At 66.0% G+C, this 22,940-nt stretch carries 18 protein-coding genes; 11 read left to right on the plus strand and 7 right to left on the minus strand.

Annotated elements, in window-relative coordinates; all coding sequences use genetic code 11:
* Positions 1 to 70 precede the first annotated feature (70 nt).
* Positions 71 to 925, plus strand: a complete 855-nt coding sequence (locus tag B4E96_RS01895; RefSeq protein WP_102160032.1) for a 3-hydroxybutyryl-CoA dehydrogenase — start codon at positions 71 to 73, stop codon at positions 923 to 925.
* A gap of 91 nt (positions 926 to 1,016) precedes the next feature.
* Here B4E96_RS01895 and B4E96_RS01900 read toward each other — a convergent pair whose 3' ends face one another.
* Positions 1,017 to 2,294: an aminotransferase class I/II-fold pyridoxal phosphate-dependent enzyme gene (locus B4E96_RS01900; protein WP_259800323.1), complete on the minus strand. Its 1,278-nt coding sequence runs from the start codon at positions 2,292 to 2,294 to the stop codon at positions 1,017 to 1,019.
* A 52-nt stretch (positions 2,295 to 2,346) separates the two neighbouring features.
* Here B4E96_RS01900 and B4E96_RS01905 point away from each other — a divergent pair, with 52 nt between their 5' ends.
* The 3 genes from B4E96_RS01905 (at position 2,347) to B4E96_RS01915 (ending at position 5,207) form a co-directional block, all read left to right on the plus strand.
* The gene (locus tag B4E96_RS01905; protein ID WP_286956215.1) at positions 2,347 to 3,345 is read left to right on the plus strand and encodes an endonuclease/exonuclease/phosphatase family protein; all 999 of its coding nucleotides are present in this window, start codon (positions 2,347 to 2,349) and stop codon (positions 3,343 to 3,345) included.
* Complete coding sequence (locus tag B4E96_RS01910) at positions 3,342 to 4,139, plus strand: class I SAM-dependent methyltransferase (RefSeq protein WP_286956216.1); 798 nt, start codon at positions 3,342 to 3,344, stop codon at positions 4,137 to 4,139. Before B4E96_RS01905 ends, B4E96_RS01910 begins: the two co-directional genes overlap by 4 nt.
* An 84-nt stretch (positions 4,140 to 4,223) precedes the next feature.
* Entirely contained in the window at positions 4,224 to 5,207 is a 984-nt protein-coding gene (locus B4E96_RS01915) for a quinone oxidoreductase family protein (protein WP_180964666.1), read from the plus strand.
* A gap of 119 nt (positions 5,208 to 5,326) precedes the next feature.
* Here the strand turns inward: B4E96_RS01915 and B4E96_RS01920 are convergent, their stop codons facing one another.
* Complete coding sequence (locus tag B4E96_RS01920; protein ID WP_286956218.1) at positions 5,327 to 5,764, minus strand: Hsp20/alpha crystallin family protein; 438 nt, start codon at positions 5,762 to 5,764, stop codon at positions 5,327 to 5,329.
* A 119-nt stretch (positions 5,765 to 5,883) separates the two neighbouring features.
* Between B4E96_RS01920 and B4E96_RS01925 the strand changes: the two genes are divergently transcribed.
* The 3 genes from B4E96_RS01925 to B4E96_RS01935 all read left to right on the plus strand — a co-directional run bounded on the left by B4E96_RS01925 (position 5,884) and on the right by B4E96_RS01935 (position 11,047).
* A complete protein-coding gene (locus B4E96_RS01925; protein ID WP_286956219.1) occupies positions 5,884 to 6,816 on the plus strand; it encodes an AEC family transporter in 933 nt (310 codons plus the stop codon).
* 111 nt (positions 6,817 to 6,927) lie between these two features.
* Complete coding sequence (locus B4E96_RS01930) at positions 6,928 to 8,403, plus strand: polysaccharide deacetylase family protein (RefSeq protein ID WP_286956220.1); 1,476 nt, start codon at positions 6,928 to 6,930, stop codon at positions 8,401 to 8,403.
* A 2,128-nt stretch (positions 8,404 to 10,531) separates the two neighbouring features.
* On the plus strand, positions 10,532 to 11,047 hold the full coding sequence (locus B4E96_RS01935; RefSeq protein ID WP_102160048.1) for a ferritin: 516 nt from the start codon (positions 10,532 to 10,534) through the stop codon (positions 11,045 to 11,047).
* Positions 11,048 to 11,157: 110 nt separating this feature from the next.
* Here B4E96_RS01935 and B4E96_RS01940 read toward each other — a convergent pair whose 3' ends face one another.
* Together B4E96_RS01940 and B4E96_RS01945 are read right to left on the minus strand one after the other, a co-directional pair.
* Positions 11,158 to 11,832, minus strand: coding sequence for a septal ring lytic transglycosylase RlpA family protein (locus B4E96_RS01940; protein ID WP_286956222.1), 675 nt, complete (start codon positions 11,830 to 11,832; stop codon positions 11,158 to 11,160).
* A 343-nt stretch (positions 11,833 to 12,175) separates the two neighbouring features.
* Positions 12,176 to 12,733, minus strand: coding sequence for a hypothetical protein (locus tag B4E96_RS01945; protein ID WP_286956223.1), 558 nt, complete (start codon positions 12,731 to 12,733; stop codon positions 12,176 to 12,178).
* A 120-nt stretch (positions 12,734 to 12,853) separates the two neighbouring features.
* On the opposite strand from B4E96_RS01945, the gene B4E96_RS01950 reads away from it, so the two are divergent.
* Both B4E96_RS01950 and B4E96_RS01955 read left to right on the plus strand, forming a co-directional pair.
* The gene (locus B4E96_RS01950; RefSeq protein ID WP_286956224.1) at positions 12,854 to 13,579 is read left to right on the plus strand and encodes a glycerophosphodiester phosphodiesterase family protein; all 726 of its coding nucleotides are present in this window, start codon (positions 12,854 to 12,856) and stop codon (positions 13,577 to 13,579) included.
* 75 nt (positions 13,580 to 13,654) lie between these two features.
* Positions 13,655 to 13,996, plus strand: coding sequence for an RNA polymerase-binding protein RbpA (locus B4E96_RS01955; RefSeq protein ID WP_165882959.1), 342 nt, complete (start codon positions 13,655 to 13,657; stop codon positions 13,994 to 13,996).
* A gap of 86 nt (positions 13,997 to 14,082) precedes the next feature.
* Here the strand turns inward: B4E96_RS01955 and B4E96_RS01960 are convergent, their stop codons facing one another.
* Both B4E96_RS01960 and B4E96_RS01965 read right to left on the minus strand, forming a co-directional pair.
* Positions 14,083 to 14,835, minus strand: a complete 753-nt coding sequence (locus B4E96_RS01960; RefSeq protein WP_259800534.1) for a polyprenol monophosphomannose synthase — start codon at positions 14,833 to 14,835, stop codon at positions 14,083 to 14,085.
* A 76-nt stretch (positions 14,836 to 14,911) separates the two neighbouring features.
* The gene (locus B4E96_RS01965; RefSeq protein WP_286956226.1) at positions 14,912 to 15,892 is read right to left on the minus strand and encodes a metal-dependent hydrolase; all 981 of its coding nucleotides are present in this window, start codon (positions 15,890 to 15,892) and stop codon (positions 14,912 to 14,914) included.
* A 77-nt stretch (positions 15,893 to 15,969) separates the two neighbouring features.
* Between B4E96_RS01965 and B4E96_RS01970 the strand changes: the two genes are divergently transcribed.
* Together B4E96_RS01970 and secA2 are read left to right on the plus strand one after the other, a co-directional pair.
* A complete protein-coding gene (locus B4E96_RS01970) occupies positions 15,970 to 17,727 on the plus strand; it encodes a 5'-3' exonuclease H3TH domain-containing protein (RefSeq protein WP_286956227.1) in 1,758 nt (585 codons plus the stop codon).
* Between the two features lie 97 nt (positions 17,728 to 17,824).
* A complete protein-coding gene (gene secA2, locus B4E96_RS01975) occupies positions 17,825 to 20,089 on the plus strand; it encodes an accessory Sec system translocase SecA2 (RefSeq protein WP_170274088.1) in 2,265 nt (754 codons plus the stop codon).
* 88 nt (positions 20,090 to 20,177) lie between these two features.
* Here the strand turns inward: secA2 and B4E96_RS01980 are convergent, their stop codons facing one another.
* Positions 20,178 to 22,877 (minus strand): DEAD/DEAH box helicase, encoded by a 2,700-nt coding sequence (locus B4E96_RS01980; protein WP_259844495.1) that lies wholly within the window; start codon positions 22,875 to 22,877, stop codon positions 20,178 to 20,180.
* Positions 22,878 to 22,940 lie beyond the last annotated feature (63 nt).

Consider the following 22,940-nt stretch of genomic DNA (forward strand, 5'->3'; position numbering starts at 1 on the left):
ACCGGCCGAATCGACAGACAGACCGCCGGGCAGCACGCCCGGCGCACACAGAGCGACCGAAGGAGTACCAGTGACCATTGAACGTGCAGGAGTCATCGGCTGCGGCCTGATGGGATCGGGCATCGCCGAGGTGCTCGCCCGCGCCGGCCTGAGCGTCGTCGTCCGCGACATCAATGACGACGCAGTGGCTGCCGGCCGCAAGCGCATCGAGAAGTCCTTCGCCAAGGGCGTCGAGCGCGGCAAGATGACCGAACAGGAACGCGACGAGGCCCTCGGCCGGCTCACGTTCACCACCGAGCTCTCCGAGATGGCCGACCGCCAGCTCGTCATCGAAGCTGCCAGCGAGAACGAGGACATCAAGAAGAAGATCTTCGCCGAACTCGACGCCATCGTCACCGACGAGCAGGCGATCCTCGCCTCGAACACCTCGTCGATGCCGATCATCCGCTTCGCCCAGGCGACCTCGCGGCCCGAGCGCGTCCTCGGCCTCCACTTCTTCAACCCCGCCCCGGTGCAGCCGCTCGTCGAGATCATCTCTTCGGTCGTCACCGCGCCCGAGGTGGCAGACGAGATCGAGAAGTTCTCCACCGAGGTGCTCGGCAAGACCCCGATCCGCTCCGATGACCGTCCCGGCTTCATCGTCAACGCCCTGCTCATCCCGTTCCTGTTCTCGGCCATCCGGATGCTCGAATCCGGTCACGCCACCAAGGAGGACATCGACACCGGCATGGTCAACGGCTGCGCGCACCCGATGGGCCCGATCAAGCTCGCCGACATGGTCGGCCTCGACACCTGCCTGTTCGTCGGCCAGAGCATCTACGAAGAGACAGGCGACCCGGCTGCCAAGCCGCCGATCCTGCTCTCGCGCATGGTCGACGGCGGCCTGCTCGGAGCCAAGACCGGCAAGGGCTTCTACGACTGGTGATCCCAGTCTGAGCCGCCCAGCGACCACGCGCTGACACGACAGGCGCGGGTGCAGAGGACCATCCTCTGCACCCGCGCTTGCGTCTTGTGTGTCAGTCCTCGGCGAGCAGCTTCTCGCAGGCGGCCAGCCGCACGCACACGGCGAAGCCCTCGACGGCCGTCTCGACATCCTCGAGTGTCGGCATCGACGGAGCCACCCGGATGACGGCGTTGTCCGGATCGAGCTTGTACGGGTGCGTCGAACCAGCAGGGGTGAGCTTGACCCCGGCCTCGGCGGCGAGCTTGACGACCCGATCAGCGGTGCCGGGCATCACCGAGACGGTGACGAAGTACCCGCCGTTGGGATCCGTCCACGTCGCGATGTCATCGTCGCCGAGGCGCTGACCGAGGATCCGGGAGACCGCCTCGAACTTCGGGCGCAGGATCTCGGCATGCTTGACCATATGGTCGACGACCCCGTCAGCATCACCGAAGAAGCGCAGGTGCCGCAGCTGATTCACTTTGTCCGGCCCGATCGACGCGGCCGCGAGATGCCCGGTGAACCAGGAGACATCGGCATCCGAGGCGCCGAAGAACGCGACACCGGCACCGGCATGGGTGACCTTCGATGTCGAGGCGAAGATCCACACCCGGTCCGGGTTGCCGGCCTCAGCTGCCAGGGACAGGATGTCGATCACCTCGGCGTGCGGCTGGCGCAGGTGGTGGAGGGCATAGGCGTTGTCCCACAGCAGCTTGAAGTCCTCGGCTGCGGTCTTCATCGACACGAGCCGGCGTGCGCGCTCGTTGCTGATGGTGATGCCGGTCGGGTTCGAGTACATCGGCACCAGCCACATGCCCTTGATCGTCGGGTCGGTGGCCACCAGCTCTTCGACCTGCTCAAGGACCGGTCCCTCGTCGTCCATCTCCACGGAGACGAGCTCGAAGCCGAGCGCCTCCGCCAGATCGAAGTGACGGTCGTAACCGGGCACCGGGCACAGGATGCGGCGCGGCTGCTGGGCCCACGGGGTGGTGCCTGCTGAGGTGCCGAACAGGCAGGCGAAGCTCAGCGCCTGATGCATAAGGGTGAGCGAGGAGTTGCCCTGGGCGAGCAGCTGGGATGCTGGGACCTTGAGCAGCTGACCGAAGATCTCCCGCAGCTCGATGAGACCTTCCAGTCCGCCGTAGTTGCGCACATCGACGCCGCTGGGGGACAGGCAGTCATCAGCGGTGACGTTCGTGAGCATGTCCGCGGCCAGATCGAGCTGCTCGGCAGAGGGCTTCCCGCGCGTGATGTCGAGGGCGAGTCCGCGCCCGGCGAACGCCTCGTAGTCGGCGTGAGCCTGCTCGAGCGCAGCCTCAAGATCGGAACGGGACAGGTCAGTCAGGGACATGGGGGAGATCCTCTCACAGCGCGACGAGATCGGTGTCTCCTATACTACTGGCGTGCCACAATCCCCACGCGCCCAGTCACCGCTGGTTCCCGTGCTGCTGGGCATCATCACAGCCGTCGCGCTCGGTGTGCTCATGTGGTTCCCCCAGCACCTCGTCCTCGGTGCTGTCACCGGCATCGCCCACCTGCAGTCATTCCGCGCACTGGCCACCGCCGCCCTCATCGTCTTCCTCGCGTTGCTGTCTCTGAGCTTCGTCGTCGGCCGCGGCGTGCGCTTCTGCGCCGGGTTCATCGCCACCTCGCTCATCTTCGTCGCTGTCAGCCTCGGCGTGCTTGGGCTGCGCGGCGGCACCCCGCAGGCCCAGCTGACCGCTGTGCCCGGTGATCTGCGGGTCATCTCAGCGAACCTGTTCTTCGGCGCCGGCAGCCTTGATGATGTGCTCGGCCCTGACGCCAGGGGAGCAGGGGTCATCGCCCTGCAGGAGACCGACCGGCAGACCCTCGTCGAGGCTCTTGAGCAGCGTGGTATCGCCGGGGACTACCGCATTGCCCACCGGGCGGTCTTCGACGGTGAGGCCGGCACGGTGCTGGCCGTGCACAATTCCCTGGAACCTGAAGAGCTTGCCGATCCCGAGGCGTCGCGCGCCTTCGTGGGCATGCGCACCAGGCTTGGGGACATGTATGCGGTGCATACGCACGCGCCGATCCAGCGCAGCCTGGTCCAGCGCGAATGGCAGCGCACCGTCTCTGCTGCCACGGGCCTGTGTCAGCCCGGCAGCAGCGTCCTCGTGGCAGGCGACTTCAACGCCACTCTCGACCACGCCCCGTTCGCAGTGCCTGAGGGCTGTGCGGATGCAGCCCGCAGCCTGCGGACGGCCGGAGCCAGTACGTGGCCTGCCAGCTGGCCTGGCCTGGTCGGCGCGCAGATCGATCACCAGGTCTACGATCGGGCTGCCCTGCACCCGATCGGCGGGCAGATCCTGGAGATCTCCCGATCCGATCACCGCGGCATCGTCATCGACTACCACCTGCCGCCGGAGACGCAGCAGTGACCTCCCAGCCGGCCGAGAGCGACCTGCGCTACGGAGCGGGCCCCAAGATCCCACAGCAGACCCGGACAGCCCACGGGCGCCGCTTCGGCACGACCGCCGAACTCTACGACGCCGTCCGGCCTGGATACCCGGCTGATGCCATCGACGCTGTGCTCGCCGAGGCGGCTGACCGGCAGCTCGATGTCTGCGACCTCGGGGCCGGCACCGGGCTGCTGAGCCGCGACCTGCTGCTCGATGACCGGGTCGCCGAACTCACTGCCGTCGATCCGGATGAACAGCTGCTCGCCCGCAATCCCGCCCAGGTGCGCGTCGGCACCGCCGAGGCGATCCCGCTGCCGGATGCCTCCGTCGACATCGTCACCGCAGCCCAGGCCTGGCACTGGTTCGACCCGCAGGCCGCCGGTGCGGAGATCGCCCGGGTGCTGCGCCCCGGCGGCAGGCTGGCGATCCTGAACAACCAGCTCGACGTGCGCATCCCGTGGGTGCTGCGCCTGGCCCGGATCATGCACGCAGGCGACGTCTACCGGCCCGGCTGGCAGCCCCACCTCGGGCACGGGTTTACGACTGAACCCACCCAGGAGCACCTCTTCACCACACCGGTCACCATCGACACCGTCGTCAAGCTGGCAGCCACCCGGTCCTATTGGCTGCGCTCCAACGAGCGCACCCGCTCCCGGGTCGAAGCCAATATCCGCGACTATCGGGCCCATGAGGCCGGATTCGACACGACCGGCACATTCGAGCTGCCCTATCTGTGCCTCGTGAGCATCTCACGCTTGCCGACCGCAGACTGAGACATCCCTGGTCGCAGGCGCGCCCACCCGCCTCAGGGGAGTGCCGGCATGAGAGGATGGACCCAGAGTCAGGAAGGAGACGTCATGCGTGGAATCCAGCTCACTGAGCACGGCGGGCCCGAGGTGCTGCAGTGTTCCGAACTGCCCGAACCGCAGGCAGATGGAAAGGTCCTCGTCGAGGTCAAGATGGCCGGCATCAATCGGCGCGACGCACTCATCCGCGAAGGCGCCGGACCGCAGTACCGCCCGCACCTGCCGCTCATCCTCGGCTCCGATGCCGCCGGCATCCGCCGCGACACCGGCGAGGAGGTCATCGTCTTCCCCTCGCTCAACTGGGGTGACTCCGATGCCTGCGCCGGCCCGGACTTCAGCATCCTCGGCGGCCCGAGCGACGGCACCTATGCCGAGCTCATCGCCGTGCCGGAGGAGAACCTGTACCCCAAGCCCAAGCGGATGGCCTGGGCCGAAGCCGGAGCGCTGGCGCTGTCGGGAGTGACGGCCTATCGCGCGCTGTTCACCGTCGGGCAGCTTGAGAAGGGCCAGACCGTCGTCATCCTCGGCGCCGGTTCCGGGCTCTCGCTGCTGGCCCTGCAGCTGGCGGTCAAGGCCGGTGCGCGTGTGGCGGTGACCTCGTCGAATCACGACAAGATCAACCTCGCCAAGGAACTCGGCGCCGTCACCGGTGTCGACTACACGGTCGACGACTGGGAGCTGACACTGCGCGATGAGATCGGCGAGGCCGACCTCGTCTTCGACTCCGTGGGCTCGACGCTGCAGGAATCGGTCATGATGCTCAAGCCCGGCGGCGCGGTCGTCGCCCTCGGCGGGACGGAGAACCAGGGCGTCGTCGAGGACTTCGACATCCGCACCCTGTACCTGGCCCACAAGCGCGTGCTCGGCACCGCCATGGGCTCCCCGCGGGACTTCGCCGGCCTGCTCGATATGGTCGAAGACGGTTCGATCGACCCGATCATCGACTCCGTCTACCCGCTCGACGAGGCGGCAGAGGCTCACTCGCAGCTCGATTCGAACCTGCGCTTCGGCAAGATCGTGCTGAGCACCGACTGAGCCGCAGCACAGCTCCGGCGTCCCCCAGCATTAGGAACTGAGACACGAAACGGGCCGCACACCTGCTCAGGTGTGCGGCCCGTTGGCGTGATGAGCTGGGCGCAGGAGCGCTCAGCTCATCAGGCCTGGGACTCGTCGCCGGAGATGACGTCTCCGCGCTGGGTGTGGTTGACCGAGATCTTGCGCGGCTTGGCCTCTTCTGCGACCGGGATGGTCAGCAGCAGCACGCCGTCCTCGTAGGCAGCGGTGATCTGGTCGAGGGCGATGCGGTTGCCCAGCGTCAGCTGGCGGGCGAAGGTGCCCGTCGGGCGCTCACGGCTGAGCCACTGCACCTCGGAGCTGTCCGTCGAGGCGGTCCGCTCGGCGCGCACCGTCAGGGTGCGATCCTGCACGTCGACATCGATGCTCGACGGGTCGACACCGGGCATGTCGATGCGGGCGACGAAGGCGTCGCCGTCGCGGTACAGGTCCATCGGCAGGGCGGTGCTGTTCGGGGTGCGGGTGATGTCGGAGAAGAAGCGGTCGAGATCGCGGATCGGATCGAACTTTGCAGCCATGGCAGGCTCCTTTCGGTCAGCTGGTCGCTTACGTTGAGTCTAACGCGCTCAAGTTTGGTTTCATTCCCGTCACTTGACCAGTTTCCTGGGAATCACCTCAGTCTCCGTAGAGTGGGCACATGGACTTCGTCAGTGTTGTCGGCGCCCTCATCCCGGTCGCCGGCCTCATCGCCTTCGGCTGGGTGCTGCGCCGGCTGCGGCTGCTGAGTGACCCTGATTTCTGGTCCGGTGCCGAGAAGCTCGCCTACTTCGTCCTACTGCCGGTGCTGCTCTTCCGCAACATCTCAGCTGTCGACATCTCCCACATCGACATCGGCCGCCTGGCCGGCGCCCTCGTCCTGCCGACGATCGGCATCACGATCATCCTCTTCGCACTCAACCGGGTGCTCGCCTCCGACCGGCCATCGTTCACCTCTGTGGTCCAAGGTGCGATCCGGTTCAACACCTATATCGGCCTGTCTCTGTCGGCGACTCTCTTCGGCCCGGAGGGCGCGGCACTGGCTGCCATCGTCGGCGCGGTGCTCGTCCCACTCGTCAACGTGCTCTCCTCGATCGCCTTCGAGCTCTTCCTCGTCGACAAGCGCTCCTGGCTGGCACTCGGCCGCTCTGTCATCCTCAACCCGCTCGTGCTCGGCTGTGCTGCCGGTGGGGCGTGGAATGTGCTGCCGGTGACCACGCCCGAGGCGGTGGCCGGGATGATCGATCCGCTCGCCGCTGCCGCGCTGCCGATCGGCCTGCTGTGCGTCGGTGCTGGCATCCGGCGGTTCTCGGTGCGCGAGCACGCCGTCGCCTTCGTCTCAGCGACCGTGCTCAAGCTGCTCATCGTCCCGGCGGTCACGGTCGTCTCGCTGCTGGCATTCGGCGTCAGGGGAGAGGCTGCTGTCGTCGGGCTCATCTTCCAGTCGATCGCCACAGCCTCCAGCGCCTACGTCATGGCTCGGCAGCTCGGCGGCAACGCCACTCTCATGGCCGCTCTGATTGCAGGTCAGACGGTCATCTCGATGCTGACCCTGCCGATCGTGTTGACGACCGGTGCACAGCTGCTGCTGTGAGAGCCTTTCGAACTCCTCACATTCACCGGATTCGGTGTGCATCTCCACAGGGGCACGGATTAAACTCTGATTCGTCCCCGCATCCCCGTCTGCACCCAGGATCGTCTCCTCATGTCGCGTCGTCCCCGCGCCGCTGTCGCTTCAGCGGCGATCGCAGCCCTGCTGCTCAGCGGCTGCGCCTCGAACGGCGCCAGCCGCGAGGCAGCAGCACAGGTCACCGCACTCGCCGATGGCCGCACACCGTTCGCCGCTGCAGCCGAACCTGCCGATGTGCTCGGCCAGCGCCACGAATCCGACAGCCCGGACTATACTCTGCGCTTTCCCGAGGTTCGCGGTGCTGAGGCGTTCAATCGGAAGATCAGTGACTTCGTCAGCGAGCTGCGCCGCCAGCGGCTGCCCGAATCCGAGTCATCAGGCGCAGGCGGAAAGAAGCCTGTGCCGGGGGAGTACGAGCTTGACTGGCAGGTGACGCAGAACTGCCGCAGCCACGTCTCCTTCCTGCTCCATGACCGCAGCACTCTGCCCGGTGCCGGACCGGAGGCCTATTACACCAAGGTGCTCGACCGTGATGCCGGAACCGAGATTCCGGCAGCCGAGCTGTTCACCAAGGCAGGGCAGCGAGAACTCGCCACCCACGTGCTTGAGGCCTTGCAGCGCAAGGGCTACCGGACCAGCGCCCATGACGCCGCGCACCTGAGCAGTGTGCAGGTCGAAGCCATCACCACCGGCACTACCGTCGACGGACACGGGGGACTGGTGACCCACCTCGGCAGCGGCATCGTCAATGCCCGCGGTGACGATTCGGTGGCCGTGAGCTTCACCGGCGACCAGGTCCGCGACTGGCTGACAGCAGCCGGGCGGGAGTGGCTGAACGACTCGGCGCCTGGGCCGCAGCTCAAAGCAGGGCAGAAGATTCCCGAGCACGTCACCCGCGACCGCAACGATGTCGACTGCGCTGAGACCAAGTGCGTGGCCCTGACCTATGACGACGGTCCGGGCGAGGACACCCCACAGCTGCTTGACGCGCTGGCGGCCGAAGGCGTGCCGGCAACGTTCTTCGTCAAGGGCACCTCGATCGCGGGCAATGAGGCGACGCTCAAGCGGATCGCCGAGGAGGGCCATGAAATCGGCAGCCACACATGGAACCATCCGCAGCTGACGAAGATCTCGCGATCGGCAGCCGAGCGGGAGCATGCCCGCATCAACGGCGCGATCGAGAAGGTGACAGGGGAGAAGCCCACGGTCTTCCGCCCGCCTTACGGCGCCTTCGCCAAGGGTGTTCCCGACGGCGGGCTGCCGTCGATCATCTGGAGCCTGGACACCAATGACTGGCAGAACAAGAAGGCACCGGAGAAGACCGTCAAGGCCGCGACCACTGACGTGCGGCCAGGCGACATCATTCTCATGCACGACATCCACAAGCCCAGTGTCGAAGCCAGCCCGCAGATCATCGCCAAGCTCAAGGAACAGGGCTTCACGCTGGTGACCGTCAGCGAGCTCTTCGGCGGGGAACTCAAGCCAGGGCAGAGCTACTACAGCGATGAGCGCAAGGAGGGCAGCCGCCACATTCCGCGCTGGGCTGGGTGAGAGCCAATGACATTGCCTGGCGGCTGCGTGGAACCGGCAGGTCGGCTACCAGGTGAGTCTCAGCATTGGGTATCCTTGTTCCGAGACACGCAATGGCCCGCTCAACAACCCGTTTCAGGAGGTGTATCACGTGGCAGACATCATCATCTCCATGTGCATCGTCGGTGCAGTCATGTTCGCGCCGATGGTCGCAACGCTTTTCATGCCGGCCGGACGCGGTCGCACGACCGTGACCAGCCAGGACGACTGAGGAAAGCACTCGTCTGCCAGCCTCGCTGAGCGGAACGATGACGGATACGGTGCACTGCCACGAAGGCGGTGCACCGTTTCGCATTCTTGCGTGAGCCTGCCTTTAGATCACATCATGAATGGGTTTGTTCTCCATCTGCGGTTGACAGAGATTGGTTAGTGCTCTCTGATCCACTTGCCGCTGCGGTTCTCGACCTCTAGTTGCACTTTGATGTATGGGGCGCAGCAACTCTTCCCCAAGGTGCTGCGCCCCATTTTGTGTTAACCAATCTCAATCTTCACGCGTGTTCCCTCGCTGATGTACTTTGCATACAAGCTCAACTCGGGGTCCGAGATTGATCCTCCAACCCGAGACCATTCGCGGCGCAATACGGGTTTAATTTCTGACACAGGGCGGCCTCTGTAGCGACGGGACAGAGCGTCGAATACTTTCTGGTAGTCGCGAGCCACCCCCTTCATCGTCGATTGAACGGCCTTGTCCAGTTCCTTCTTCCATCCGGAGTTCATCTTGAGATTCATGATCGATCAGACCCTCTGCGAGATCGTCGTAGACGGATGCCGAAGAGCAGTTGCTTGTTTTACAAACCGACCTGATATCGCGGATCGATGAACAGTTGTTTTATTGGAGGTTCCCCGTCCGATCCTCTCTACCGTAGTCGTGCGAGGGTTTCGTCGGGCAGTCGACGCCTTAACGAATCGACCGGTACGGGCGCTTCTACTTGCAGTGCGAGCCATCAGACTCGTCTCCTTTCTGGGCTTGATCTCAGCCCATTTGCGAGCACTGCGCGTGGTGCGACTAGACTCGGAGTCCTAGTTCCCCAACTAGACGCCAAGCCCTGAGCGCACCGCCCTGTGTTCAGGGCTTCGGTGCTCCTGAACACAATTCTAGTTGGAGGTAATGACATCGGTGTAGTTCAGTTGTGGATAGCCAGCGTGCCAATCGTTCTGGTAACCCTGAACTTCCGCTTGATACCGTCAGCCCGCCAACTTGAGCATTGAGATTTCACAGCTCTATCCACACTCTGGGAGAGGGGTAGTGGCTGTCGGATAACGGAGCTTGTTGTGTAATGGAGTTAATTTACATAATGTATATTATCGGCGTACGACGGTGATTGCGGGAACTAGGCGCGCAGCGGTGTCCATGTGCTCACGCTCGGCTGCCTCCACCTGTCCTCATGGTCGCACGGACTGCGCCTGCCGCAGCGTATGCGTATGGCCATCTGCCTGCCGTGTGCGTTCGGGTGTCCTTGACGCTCCGGTGTCTGCGGGTGCGCAGCGTTCGCACTCCATATAGACGTTGTCGTGACCCTCGTGTCGTGTCCTCGACTGCACTGGTGATGTTGCTCTAGTGACGTTCTGTCGGTGGCTGCCCTCTGGTCATGGATACGTCATGTGGCATTCCTGGCCCCTGCGAGGTCACGGCTGCACTGTCTCCCGCGCATCAGAACAGACGCCCAGGGCACATGCGGGTATGCGGAATTATTATGTCAACCTGCCTGTACGGCCCTCGTCTGCTCACGTTTGAGTCCCGCGTCAGCGGCCGTGCAGTGCTGACGACGATTCGTCGAGCTGCCCGCGTAGCTGCCCGCTGGGCATGCGTGAGGAGTTGCGGGCCATCCGAACAGAGGCGACCACCGCCTCGGGAACGACCCCTACTCCCCTGTACCACTCCAGCGCTTGTCTCTATTCTGGAATGTTTCCAGGTTAGGCGTTCTTTGCCTTACTGGAGCCGCTTGCAGGCCTGCTATAAGCTCGAAACTGCGCACATGCCCGCAGGATGAATCGCTGAGAACGCGATTGTCGCCTCACCCGGACCGAAGGCGAATCTCCTGCACCTCACTACTGGTCCGATCACCCACACGATCGAAAAGGAGCAGTTATGGAACTCACCCAGAACATGGCCGCCGCAGTCAGCGACCAGGTCACCATGGAACTCGAAGCCTCTATCGTCTACCTGCAGCTGTCCATCGAACTCGAAGACCAGGATCTCACCGGCATGAGCTCGTGGATGCGGGCACAGGCCGAGGAGGAGCAGGTGCACGCCGCGAAGTTCATCCAGCACGCGCTCGACCGCGGCACCTCGCCGCAGATCGGCACCATCACCGCTCCGAGCTTCGCCGGCAAGTCCCCCGTCGAACTCTTCCAGGCCGCTCTCGATCACGAGCGCAAGGTCTCCGAGTCGATCCGCAACCTGTACCGGACCGCTCATAAGGAAGATGACATCGACATCATCCCGCTGCTCAACTGGTTCATCGACGAGCAGGTCGAAGAAGAGGCCACCGTTGGTGAGATCGTCGGCCAGCTCGAACGCGTCGGCGAAGACGGAAACGGCATCCTGCGCATGGACGCCAAGCTCGGCGCCCGCACTCCGGACGTCGTCGCTGCCGAAGGCTGATACGTCGCCAGCACTGCTGACCGGCAGCCTGCGCTGAGGTCACGCCGATGCGAAAGCGCCCCCTGTCCACGCGGACAGGGGGCGCTTTCTGCGTCACAGGCACCGAGGGGTCAGAGGACTTCCCAGTCGACGGTGATGACACCGGATCCGATGCCGCCGACGGTCTTCATCGCACCTTCGCTGAGGTCCAGGCAGCGGCTGCCGACGAACGGCCCGCGATCATTGATGCGCACGACGACGGACTTGCCGTTGGCCTTGTTGGTCACCTTCACCTTGCTGTTGAAGGGCAGCTTCTTGTGCGCGGCGGTGATGCCCATCGGATCATAGGACTCACCACTGGTTGTCGTGTGGCCGGTGTTGTAGTACGACGCCTTGCAGGTGCCGCCCTGGCCGGAGGCTTCGGTGTTCTGCTTCGGCTCGCTCTTATCGCGCTTCGGGCTGGAGTCCTTCTTGGAATCCGAGGACTTGTCCTCGTTCTCTGTGGACGCGCCGGTCGCGGCTTCAGCGGCGGCTGGCGTCGGGATCTCCGGGATGACCGGTGGCGGCGGAGGCGGCGTGGGCTTCGGTGATGCGGCGATCTCCTGGGAACCCGACTTCTCCTTCGACCGGCTGACGGCATCGTCCCAGTCCTTGAGCAGCTTCTCTGCGTGCGCATTGTCGGTTGATACGGCCTGTGCTGAGGCGGGGCCGGTGCGCGGCTGCTCTTTGCTGCTGAAGACAACGCGCTCAGGGGTGCCGCTGTCGGCTGGGGCGAGCATGAGGCCGGAGACGGCCAGGCTCGCCACTGCTGCAGTCGGGACAGCTAAGGCCGCCCAATTCGGCATGCGCTTGGTCGATCTGAGAATGCTTGCCGCTGATGCCGGCTCCTCATCGATGTCACTGTGGCGGCCGTGCCGCCGTGGTCCGAATGCCCGGAAGAAGTCAGCGATCGATGCTGAGAGCTTTGTCCTCGGCGCAGAGTGCTTGCCCACAATCAGGCCCTTCTCACTTATGTGGCTGTGACAACACTCACAGCTTATGTAACGGTACGGTAAAGCGCCACCCATCTGGCGCATTCTGAGGAAACACTGATGAAGGTCCTGCATCCGGTGATGGATGCAGGACCTTCAGAGCAGGGCAGCCTGTCACTCAGGGTTGGCGGTAGTCGGTGTCAGCAGCAGTGCGGTCTGCGGCAGCCGGCGGCGTGACGGTGGTGTCGACCGTTCCCTCAGCAGGCTTCGCGACCGTGTCCACGGTGGTGTCGGCATCGTTGCGGCGGATGAACTCCCGGGCCTTATCGGCACCAGTGCTCACACCGCGCTGGACGGTGGTGAAGGTCTGATCCATGCGGCCGGAGAACTGCTCCTGGGCACCGGAGAGGAGCTTCGTGAGCTTCTCTTCGGTCCAGTCGACGGCCTTATCGGACTTCGACAGGGTGGTCTTCGCCTGTTCCCGGCCCTTGTCGACAGCCCAGCGCGCCCGGTCCTGGTAGGCGCGGGATCGGCCGCGCGGGTTGTCCTTCAGCAGGCGAGCTTCGTCGCGCAGCTGGCTCGTGCCCTCACGCGCGGTGCGCCCGAGCACATCGGCGAAGCTGCGGCCGTAGGCGAATGTCCGGCCGGCGAGCTTGCGCATCCGGTCGGTCGTCGACGTGTCGGTGGAGTCGTGGACAGCAGTCGGTTCGATGGGTTCGTTCTCACTGCGTTTCATAATCATCCGTCCTCGTAGATTGCGCGCTGAAGCCAGTATGACAGCACTGGCTGAGACTTCGATTCAGGCATCACCGATATTCGCGACATGTCGCAGCCGGCCTGCAATAGGCTGGCTGGTATGACTGCGCGCCCGGACATCATCGCCCATCGCGGAGGCCTGTGGCCCGGAACAGAAGAGAACACCATGGCAGCCTTCGAACAGGCCGTCGCCCACGGTGTCACGCTGCTCGAGACCGATGTGCACCTGTCAGCAGACGGAGTGCTCTTCGCCGCCCACGATGATGATCTTGAGCGAATCGCCGGGCGTCCCGAGCAGCTCGCCGAGCTTCCAGCTGCAGAACTGGAGGCGATCGAACTCACCGCCGGCGGGACACTCCCCCGGCTGACTGACCTGCTGAAGGCATTCCCCACCGCCCACTTCAACATCGACGTCAAAGCCGACCGCTCGGCAGCCGCGGTGATCCGGCTGCTGCGCGGCCGCAGGGACACCGCACGCCTGCGCTTGGCCGCCTTCTCCACCCGCCGCCTGAACGTCCTGCGGCAGGCGCTGCCGGGCGTCGCCACCTCGCTGGGCACCACCGAGGTGGTGCGGCTGCGTCTCCTCGGCGCCGGTGGCTGGCGTCTCGACCCCTCAGTCGACGCTGTGCAGGTCCCGCCGAGCCGGTACGGATTCCCGGTCATCACCGCAGGCTTCATCCGCGCTGCCCACAGTCTCGGACTCCGCGTCGATGCGTGGACGATCAACGAGCCCGCGGAGATGCGCCGTCTGGCGCGCCTCGGGGTCGACGGGCTCGTCACCGATGATCCGCTGACGGCCCAGGCGGTGCTGGCCGAGGCGGTTTAGGCGGGAATGAAACGAGTCGCTAGACTGTTCTGGTTGCCAAGAGCTTGAAAACCATCATCGGAAGGTGTGCAACAGATGAGTGAACGCAGTCTGCGCGGTACCCAGCTGGGCTCCCGAAGCCTCGAATCGGAAGTTGGTGTCGAACCTGCCCCGCGCCAGATGGTCGAGTACGTCTGCGAAGACGGCCATAAGTTCACCGTCCCCTTCTCCGTCGAAGCCGAAGTTCCGGCCACCTGGGATTCGGGAACGCATGGCATCGGCACGCGCGTCGGAGGCGAAGAGCCCGACGAGGAGCCGGAGAAGCCGGTGCGCACCCACTGGGACATGCTGCTGGAGCGCCGCTCCTTCGACGAGCTGCAGGTGCTCCTCGATGAGCGTCTGGCCATTCGCCGTGGGGAGATCCCGCCACAGGTCTGATGACCTGACGCGGCAGATATGCCGCGGCCATTGAACGCAGAGAGGGCGGATCCGATATTCGGATCCGCCCTCTTTCTGTGTGCGTCTCAGGCCGCGCGCCCGTTGACTCTGCCGACGAGGTGGCGTGCCTGGGTGAGGCGGCGCTGGGCACCCCACTGGGCGACCCGGCCGACGGCCTCGCGGATGATGCTGCCGTGCATCTTCGACTCCCCGAGCTCGCGTTCGACGAACACGATCGGCACCTCGACGATCCTCAGGCCGGCCTCGTGGACGCGTTTGGTCATATCAATCTGGAAGCAGTAGCCCTGTGAGGCGATCTCGGCGAGATCGAGCTGTGCCAGGGTCTCGCGGCGATAGGCGCGGAAGCCTGCAGTGGCGTCCTTGACGCCCATGCCCATGAGCGCATCGACGTAGATGTTCGCCCCACGGGAGAGCACATGCCGGTTGCGCGGCCAGTTGACCACGGCACCACCGGGAACCCAGCGTGAGCCGATCGCCAGATCTGCCCCGCCGGCCACCGCATCAAGCAGCAGCGGCAAGTCCTTGCCGCGATGGGAGCCATCGGCGTCCATCTCGCAGATGACCTCATAGTCGCGTTCGAGTGCCCACTGGAAGCCGGCCACATATGCCGGGCCGAGCCCGGCCTTCTCCTTGCGGTGCAGGACGTTGACGCGCGGGTCCTCTGCTGCGCGCTCATCAGCCCAGCGGCCGGTGCCATCTGGAGAGTTGTCATCGGCGATGAGGACATCGACGTGTGGAGCGTAGGTGTGGATCGCTGCCAGGGTCACCGGCAGCGAATCGAGCTCGTTGTACGTCGGGATGACGATCAGTGTAGACATATGCACGGTTACACCCTAGAGGAGATTGGTGCGCGACTCATCAGGGCAACACGCCCCGAGTGGTTCGGGCAGGCGTTCAGGACGTTACTGCTGTGCCGTTGGCCCAGACCCTCAGCAGCTGCGGCAGTGCTGCATCGGAGCTGAGGTCGGGCAGCCCGGGTGTGCCCGAGCGCGGATCGGTGCTCCAGGCGGCCACGCGCGAATCGGCTGCCTGCACCAGCAGGCTCTCAACGGACCACACGCACGCGGTGGCCGCAGCCCCGGGCGCCAGCACTCCCCCGTCGAAGCTGCCCAGTGCTCGGTAGCCGAAGCGGGTGACGGCGTTGAATGCCGCCCGGGCCGAGACACCGTCAGCGGAGTCGTACACGGCTGCCCGCAGGGTCTGCCAGGGGTTCTCTGCCGTGAGCGCGAAGCTCACCTGGGCGCCGGCGGCCAGCAGCTGGGCCAGCGGCTGGCGGTGTCCCAGCGGGTCGACGGTGATGCCGAGGCCGGACTGGGCCAGCGCATCGATCGCCTCGGATGGGACGGCGACGTTGATGAGCAGCCGCCAGGCGTTGCGCTGCAGATGGGCGCGCACGCCGGTGTCGTCGAGGAGACCCAGGACCGCAGTGAGATCGGCTGCACTGTCGATGAGCACGAACTGCGCCCCATCCGGCAGAGCATCGGCGTCGAGCGCACTGGCGGGCAGAGCACCGAAGCCCTCCCCTGCTCCCCCGAGCTGATAGGCAGTCGTGACCAGCGCCTCGGGAGCGGAACTGGCGAACTCCTCCAGCCGCTCAGAGGTGCCGATGAGATGGGCGGCGGTCACACCTCGGGCCAGGAGTTGATCGCCGCTGGGCGCCGGCCGGGCAGCCTCCGGACGCAGGTCGACGGCCGCGGCGACGAGACCCGGGGTGACGAAGGCCCCGGCGAGATCGTGGTGCGCGCCCTCGAAGGCGCAGGCGGCCTCATCCGAACCGACCCAGGCGACGGTGTCACCGGTGAACATGATGGCGGTCGCGAAGGGATCGGCGCTGGAGTAGACATCAGCGTTGTACAGGATCGTTGAGTCAGTCACGCCGCCATTGTGTCACGACACCGGGCCGCTGCCCTTGCCGCCTGCCGCAGACCGGCTGCCGGGATAGAGTGAGGCGTGTGAAGGCTCCACTCATCATCCTCGACACACCGGCCCTGTACTACCGGGCGTTCTACGCGCTGCCGGACACGATCCGCTCACCGGGGGGCTTCCCGGTCAACGCCGTGCGCGGCGTCCTCGACACGATCGCCCAGCTGTCCGAGAACTGGTCCTCGACCCGGATCGTCGCCACTATGGACGCCGACTGGCGGCCGGCCTTCCGCACCGCGATCGTCCCGGAGTACAAGGCCCAGCGCATCGTCGACCAGGAGGCCGGCACGGAGACCCCGCCGGATCTCGAGGCGCAGCTGCCGCTGCTGCGCTCCTGCCTCATCGCCGCAGGCATTCCCGTCGCCGAGGTGGCGGGCACCGAGGCCGATGACGTCATCGCCTCGCTCATCGCCGCGACCGCCGAACCGGTCGTCATCGTCTCCCCCGACCGTGATCTGCTCGCCCTGCTCGATGACGCCGGGCGGGTGACCGTGTGCCGGCCGAAGAAGGGCGGGGCGTGGGAGCACGTCCGGGCAGCAGACCTGCCGGAGCTCCACGGTGTGCCCGATGGCCCGTCCTACCGGGCGCTGGCCGCGCTGCGCGGCGACCCGTCCGACGGGCTGCCCGGCGTGCCGGGCATCGGCGAGAAGACCGCCGCTAAGCTCATCGCCGGCTACGGCAGCCTCGATGCTGTCATCGCCGCAGCGCAGGCCGGGCAGAAGGACCACGGCCTGAGCCCCAAGCGCCAGGAGAACCTCGTCGCCTCCGCCGAGGCGGTCCGCCGCGGACATCAGGTGATGACGTGTGCTGACGACCTCGACGTCGCTGCGTTCCTCGCGGCAGTCGAGACCGCAGAGGAGAAGCGGGATGCCGCGACCCTGCGCGAGCTGGCCGGCGAACACGGTTTCGAGCGCAGCGCCGAACGCCTCATCGCTTCCCTCGTCCCATCCGCTGCACCCGGTGCGGCACCCGCCACCCCGGCAGCCGCCGAACCGGCGGCGGTGCACGCAGGCGATCCAGCCGCCGCTGAGCAGGCAGCCCTGTTCCCCACCCCGGAACCTGCGCAGCTGACATCGGGCTGGACCCGGTCGCCGGTGTGGGGCTTCGATCTGGAGACGACCGGCACCAACCCGCACACCGCCCGCATCGTCACCGCCGCACTGTGTGAGTTCCGCGACGGGGTTGAGACCAGCCGGCTCGAATGGCTGGCAGACGCCGGGGTCGAGATCCCAGCCGCGGCCGCCGAGGTGCACGGCATCTCCACCGAGCATGTGCGCGCCCACGGCCGGCCGCTGGCAGAGGTGCTGGCCGAGCTGCTCGAATGGTTCTCACGCATCCGCGATGACGGCGGGATCCTCGTCGGGCACAACATCGTCTACGATCTGACGATCCTCGAAGCCGAGACGATCCGGCTGGGCAGCCGGCGGCGTGCCTCCCAGCTGTGCCCGCCGGTTATCGACACCTTCGTCATCGACAAACAGGTCGACCCCTACCGGCGCGGCTCGCGCGTCCTCACCGCCTTGGCCGAGCACTGGAACGTCGAGCTCGACAACGCCCACGACGCGACCGCCGATGCGCTGGCCACCGTCGAGATCGCGCTGCGGATCGCCTCAGCCCACCCGGAGACGATCGGCACGCTCAGCGCCGCGGAGATCCACGCCGCCCAGATCGCCTGGAAGCGGGATCAATCAGCGAGCTTCGAAAGCTACCTGCGCCGCAAACGCGGCGATCAGAGCATCACCGTCAGCCGCGAATGGCCGTTCGAAACACCGCAGCTGCGCAGCTGAGCCGTGTTCGGGAACTGAGCACGTAGACTTTCCACAGCACGAACCCGCGGCGCCGGCAGCGGCGCCCCTCCCCGAGACGATTCTGAGGACGTGACACATGGGATTCCTCTCCCGCCTGCTCAACCGACCCGGTGCCCAAGCAGACAAGAGCATCGGCTGGCTCGAGAAGGCCTGGCCGCAGATCGACACCCTGGCCGAGGAGTACGCCGAACTCAGCGATGAGGACATCGCGGTGAAGGCCGCTGACATCTTCACCTCCGGATCGCGGCAGGAGCAGCTGCGCCAGTACGCATCCCTCGTGCGCGAAGCCGCCGACCGGGCACTCGACGAGCGGCCCTACAATTCCCAGATCCAGGGACTCATCGGCCTGCTTGACGGCTCGATCGTGCAGATGCTCACCGGTGAGGGCAAGACGCTCGTCGGTGCGATGGCCGCTGCCGGCTACGCGCTGCAGGGCCGCACCGTGCACGTCGTGTCCGTCAACGACTACCTCGCCGTGCGCGACCGCAACTGGATGAAGCCGCTGTTCGACCTCCTCGGCGTCGAATCGGCCAGCATCTCAGAAGCTGACAGCGATGGCACACGCCGCCGGTCCTACCGCGCCGAAGTCGTCTACGGGGCGGTCACGGAGATCGGGTTCGACGTCCTGCGCGACCGGTTCATCGTCGATGACGATGAGATCCGCGTGCCCAGCCGCGACGTCGTCATCGTCGACGAAGCCGATTCGGTGCTCATCGACGAGGCCCGCGTGCCCCTCGTGCTCGCCGGCTCAACCGAGGTGCAGGACGCCGATGAGAAGATCGCCGCCCTCGTGACGAACCTCGAACCCGGTCTCCACTACGAGGTCAGCGACGACAAGCAGGCCGTCTCCCTCACCGACGCCGGCGTCGACCACATCGAAGAGCTCCTCGACGCCGACCTCTTCGGCGAGGACGCCCAGACGCTGGCGGCCATCAACCTCGCCCTCTACGCCGAGGCGCTCGTCAAGCGCGATGTCGACTATCTCATCGTCGACGGTCAGGTGAAGCTCATCTCCGGCTCCCGCGGACGTGTCGCCGATCTGCAGCGCTGGCCCGATGGCCTGCAGGCGGCCGTCGAGGCCAAGGAGAAGCTCAAGACCACCGAATCCGGTGAGATCCTCGACCAGATGACCGTCGAGGAATTCATCCGCGGCTACGAGACCGTCTGCGGGATGACCGGCACCGCCCTGGCGGTCGGAGATGACCTGCGCGAGTTCTACGACCTGGAGATCGTCCCGGTCGAACCGCATGAGAAGGTCATCCGCGAAGACGAACCCGACCGGCTCTACACCTTCCAGGAATCCAAGGAGCGTGCGATCGTCGAGGAAGTCGACGAACAGCACGCCAACGGCCGGCCGATCCTCATCGGCACCCGCTCAGTCGCCGAATCCGAAAGCCTCGCCGAGCGGCTGCGCGAACGCGGGATCTCCTGCCAGGTGCTCAACGCCAAGGACGACTCCCGCGAAGCCGAGATCATCGCCGAGGCCGGCCGCAGCGGAGCGGTGACCGTGTCCACCCAGATGGCCGGTCGCGGCACCGATATCCGGCTAGCCGATGAGAAGGCCGTCGAAGCCGGCGGTCTGCTCGTCATCGGCGCTGGACGCTACCCGTCCTCGCGACTGGACGACCAGCTGCGCGGACGCGCCGGCCGGCAGGGCGATCCGGGCTCCTCGGTGTTCTTCACCAGCCTTGAGGACGAGCTCATGAGCCGGGTGCCCGAGGCCAAGCGCTTCGTCGAGGAAGGCGATGAGACCGGCCACATCGCCAACCGGCGCGCAGCCCAGCTCGTCGAACACGCCCAGCGCATGTCGGAAGGCCACAACACCGCCGTGCACCGCGATACGTGGCGGTTCAACCAGCTGATGAAGCAGCAGCGCGAGATCGTGCTCGGCAAGCGCGACCGGATCCGCAAGGAGCATTCGGGTGCCGACGAGCTGCGTGAGCGGCTGCCGGAGCAGACCGAGGCCTGGGATGAGAGGCTCGGCAGCGAGATCGTCAACGACGCACTGCGCGATGTGCTGCTCTTCCAGCTCGACCAGCGGTGGGTCGAGCACCTGGCCTACCTCAACGACCTGCGCGAGGGCATCCACCTGCGCACCCTGGCCAAGGAGCGCCCGCATGAGGCATTCAACACCGAATCGATCCAGGCCTTCGACACCTTCTGGCCCGACGTCCTCGACGCCGCAACCGCGGCGCTGGAAGACGCTGAGATCACCGAAGCCGGCATCGACCTGCCCTCCCACGGCATGAAACGCCCGTCCTCGACGTGGACGTATCTCACCACCGAGTCGACGTTCGGCTCGGACATCGAAACCGTCGTCAAGCGGGCACGGGGACGCTGAACCGCTCGCGCCTGGCACGCCGCCGCCTCACCAGCCGGTGAGGCGGCGGCGCCGTATCAGAAGTCGCTGTGGAGGCGGCGCTGTCGTATCAGGAGTCGGCGACGACGCCGCGGCGGATCGCATCGGCAGCCCGGCGCACGGTCGGTTCGACCGCCGGTGGACAGACATCGGCGATCTGGCCGAGCATGTCGAGGGTCTGCTTGGCCCAGCGCACGAAGTCACCGGCGGCGACATCGCTGCCGGCCAGCGCGCCGCTGAGGTTCTTGCCCTCGGTCCAGCGGAAGATCGCCTGCACGAGACCGAAGTCAGGTTCGGGTGTCGGCGGCAGCCGGAAGTCAGTCTCAAGCCGGAACAGGTCAGCCCACAGCCCGCGCAGCTCGCCGGCAGCGTCGTGCAGGCCGGCGGTCGGCATCGGGGGCATTCCCCAGCCGCCTTCGCGCCGGGACTGGTAGCACAGTGCTGATGCCAGGCCTGCCGCCTCGGGTTCGGTCAGCTCATCCCACAGGCCTGCGCGCACGCTCATCGCCGCGAGCAGGTCGCGTTCACCGTAGATGCGGCGCAGGATCCGCGAGTCATCGGGCAGGAAGTGCAGCGCGGTGAGCACCGAGCACACCCGGTCGAAGACGTGGGCGATCGATGAGGTGCGCCCGGAGATCTGCTTGCGCAGCTGGGCGGTCTCCTGCTGCAGCTTGAACAGCCGTTCGGCCCAGCGGGCATGGTTCTCCCGCTCCGGGCAGGAATGGCACGGGTGAGCGCGCAGCTGCTGGCGGACCTCGTCGATCTCAGCCTCACCGCTGCGCTGCGGACGGTGCTTGGTCTTGTGCTTGCCCTTCGGTGAGGTCAGCTGGCCGCGGTCGAAAGCCGCCTCCATCGTCTCGATGACCTGCCGGCGGGCGGCGACCTGCCGGTGGTTGAACTTCCGAGGCATGCGGATGTGGCCCAGCAGCTGAGCCGGTTCGGTCACCTCGTGCGGGCGCAGATGCCAGACCTTGCCGAAGCTTGTGAGGATCGTCGGCAGCCGGGACGTGCCGTCCTGGCTCTGCATCTCCTGGATGACAACAGCCGGTTCGGAGAACTTGTGCGACGGCAGCACGATGACGTCACCGGGTTGCAGTCCGGCCAGCGATTCGACGACGTCACGCTGCTTGACTTTCGAACGGTACCGGCTGGCCTTCTTCTCCATCGTCGACAGCGTCCGGCGCAGCTGCGCATAGGACATGAAGTCCCCGGCCTCGCACTCCATCGACCGTTCGTAGCCGGCCATGGCCTCTTCATTGCGGCGCAGCTTCTTCGCCAGACCCACCACACCGCGGTCGGCCTGGAACTGCGCGAACGAAGTCTCCAGCACCTTCGCGGCATCGTCCTTGGTCATCCGGGCCAGCAGGTTGGCAGCCATGTTGTACGTCGGGGTGAACTGGCTGCGCAGCGCATAGGTGCGCTTCGAGGCCAGCGACTGGATCTCCTCGGGCTCGATCGTCGGATGCCACACGACCACGGCATGGCCTTCGATGTCGATGCCGCGCCGCCCGGCCCGGCCGGTCAGCTGGGTGTACTCGCCTGGTGTGATCTGGACATGGGACTCGCCGTTGAACTTCGTCAGCTTCTCCAGCACCACGGTGCGGGCGGGCATGTTGATGCCCAGTGCCAGCGTTTCGGTGGCGAAGACGACGTGCAGGTGCCCGGCGGCGAAGAGCTCCTCGACGAGCTCCTTGAACTGCGGGATGAGCCCGGCGTGGTGGGCGGCGAACCCGTGGATCATGCCGGTGGCGAAGCTGTGGAAGCCGAGCACGCCGAGATCCTCTTGGGCCAGTTCGTCCTGCAGGTCCTCGAGCCGGGCGCGGATGTGGCGCTTCTGCGTCGAGGTGGTGAGATCGAGACCGGCGGCCAGGCACTGTTCGACAGCGTCATCACAGGCGCTGCGGGAGAAGATGAAGTAGATCGCCGGTAAGAGCCGCTCATGCAGCAGTTCGCTGATGAGCGAGGTGCGCGAAGGACGCTGGAAGCGCATCTGCCGAGGGTTGCGGCGATCCCGGCGGCTGGTCGGCCGGCGGGTGAACTTCTGGGTCGCATACGTCAGGTCGCGGTTGAGCTTGTGCGCGTTCTTCTTGCCCGGGGCGAAGAGCGGGTAGAGATTCGTGCCGACGGCGACATGGTTGTACAGCGGCACCGGCCGGTGCTCGGAGACGATGACGTCGGTGTCGCCGCGCACCTCGGCCAGCCAGTCGCCGAACTCCTCGGCGTTCGACACAGTCGCCGACAGGCTCACGAGTGCCACGTGCATCGGCAGATGGATGATGACCTCTTCCCACACCGGCCCGCGGAACCTGTCGCCGAGGTAGTGGACCTCGTCGAGGACGACGAAGCCGAGCTTCGACAGGTCGGTGCCGGAGTAGATCATGTTGCGCAGCACCTCGGTGGTCATGACGATGACCTGGGCGTCGCGGCGGATCGTCGTGTCTCCGGTGAGCAGCCCGACGTTGTCCTCGCCGTACTCCTCGCACAGCTCCTGGAACTTCTGGTTGCTCAGCGCTTTGATCGGGGTGGTGTAAAAGGCGCGCACACCGCGTTCGAAGGCCAGCCGCACAGCGAACTGGGCGACGACGGTCTTGCCGGCTCCCGTCGGGGCCGCCACGAGCACAGACTTGCCGGCCTGCAGCGACAGGCAGGCGGTCTGCTGGAAGTCATCGAGCTCGTAGTCGAGTTCAGCGGCATAGCGGCCAAGCGGTGAGCCTGCCTCCTTCACTCGTCGCTGGTGAGCGGCATAGGCTTCGGCAGGTGAGAGCTCCATATCGCACCAGTCTACCGCTTCAGAAGCGGCCCGGCTGGTGCAGGCTCGCCCGCAATCTGGGGG

This window comes from Brevibacterium sp. UBA7493, assembly GCF_002479565.1.
Lineage (GTDB): Bacteria > Actinomycetota > Actinomycetes > Actinomycetales > Brevibacteriaceae > Brevibacterium > Brevibacterium luteolum.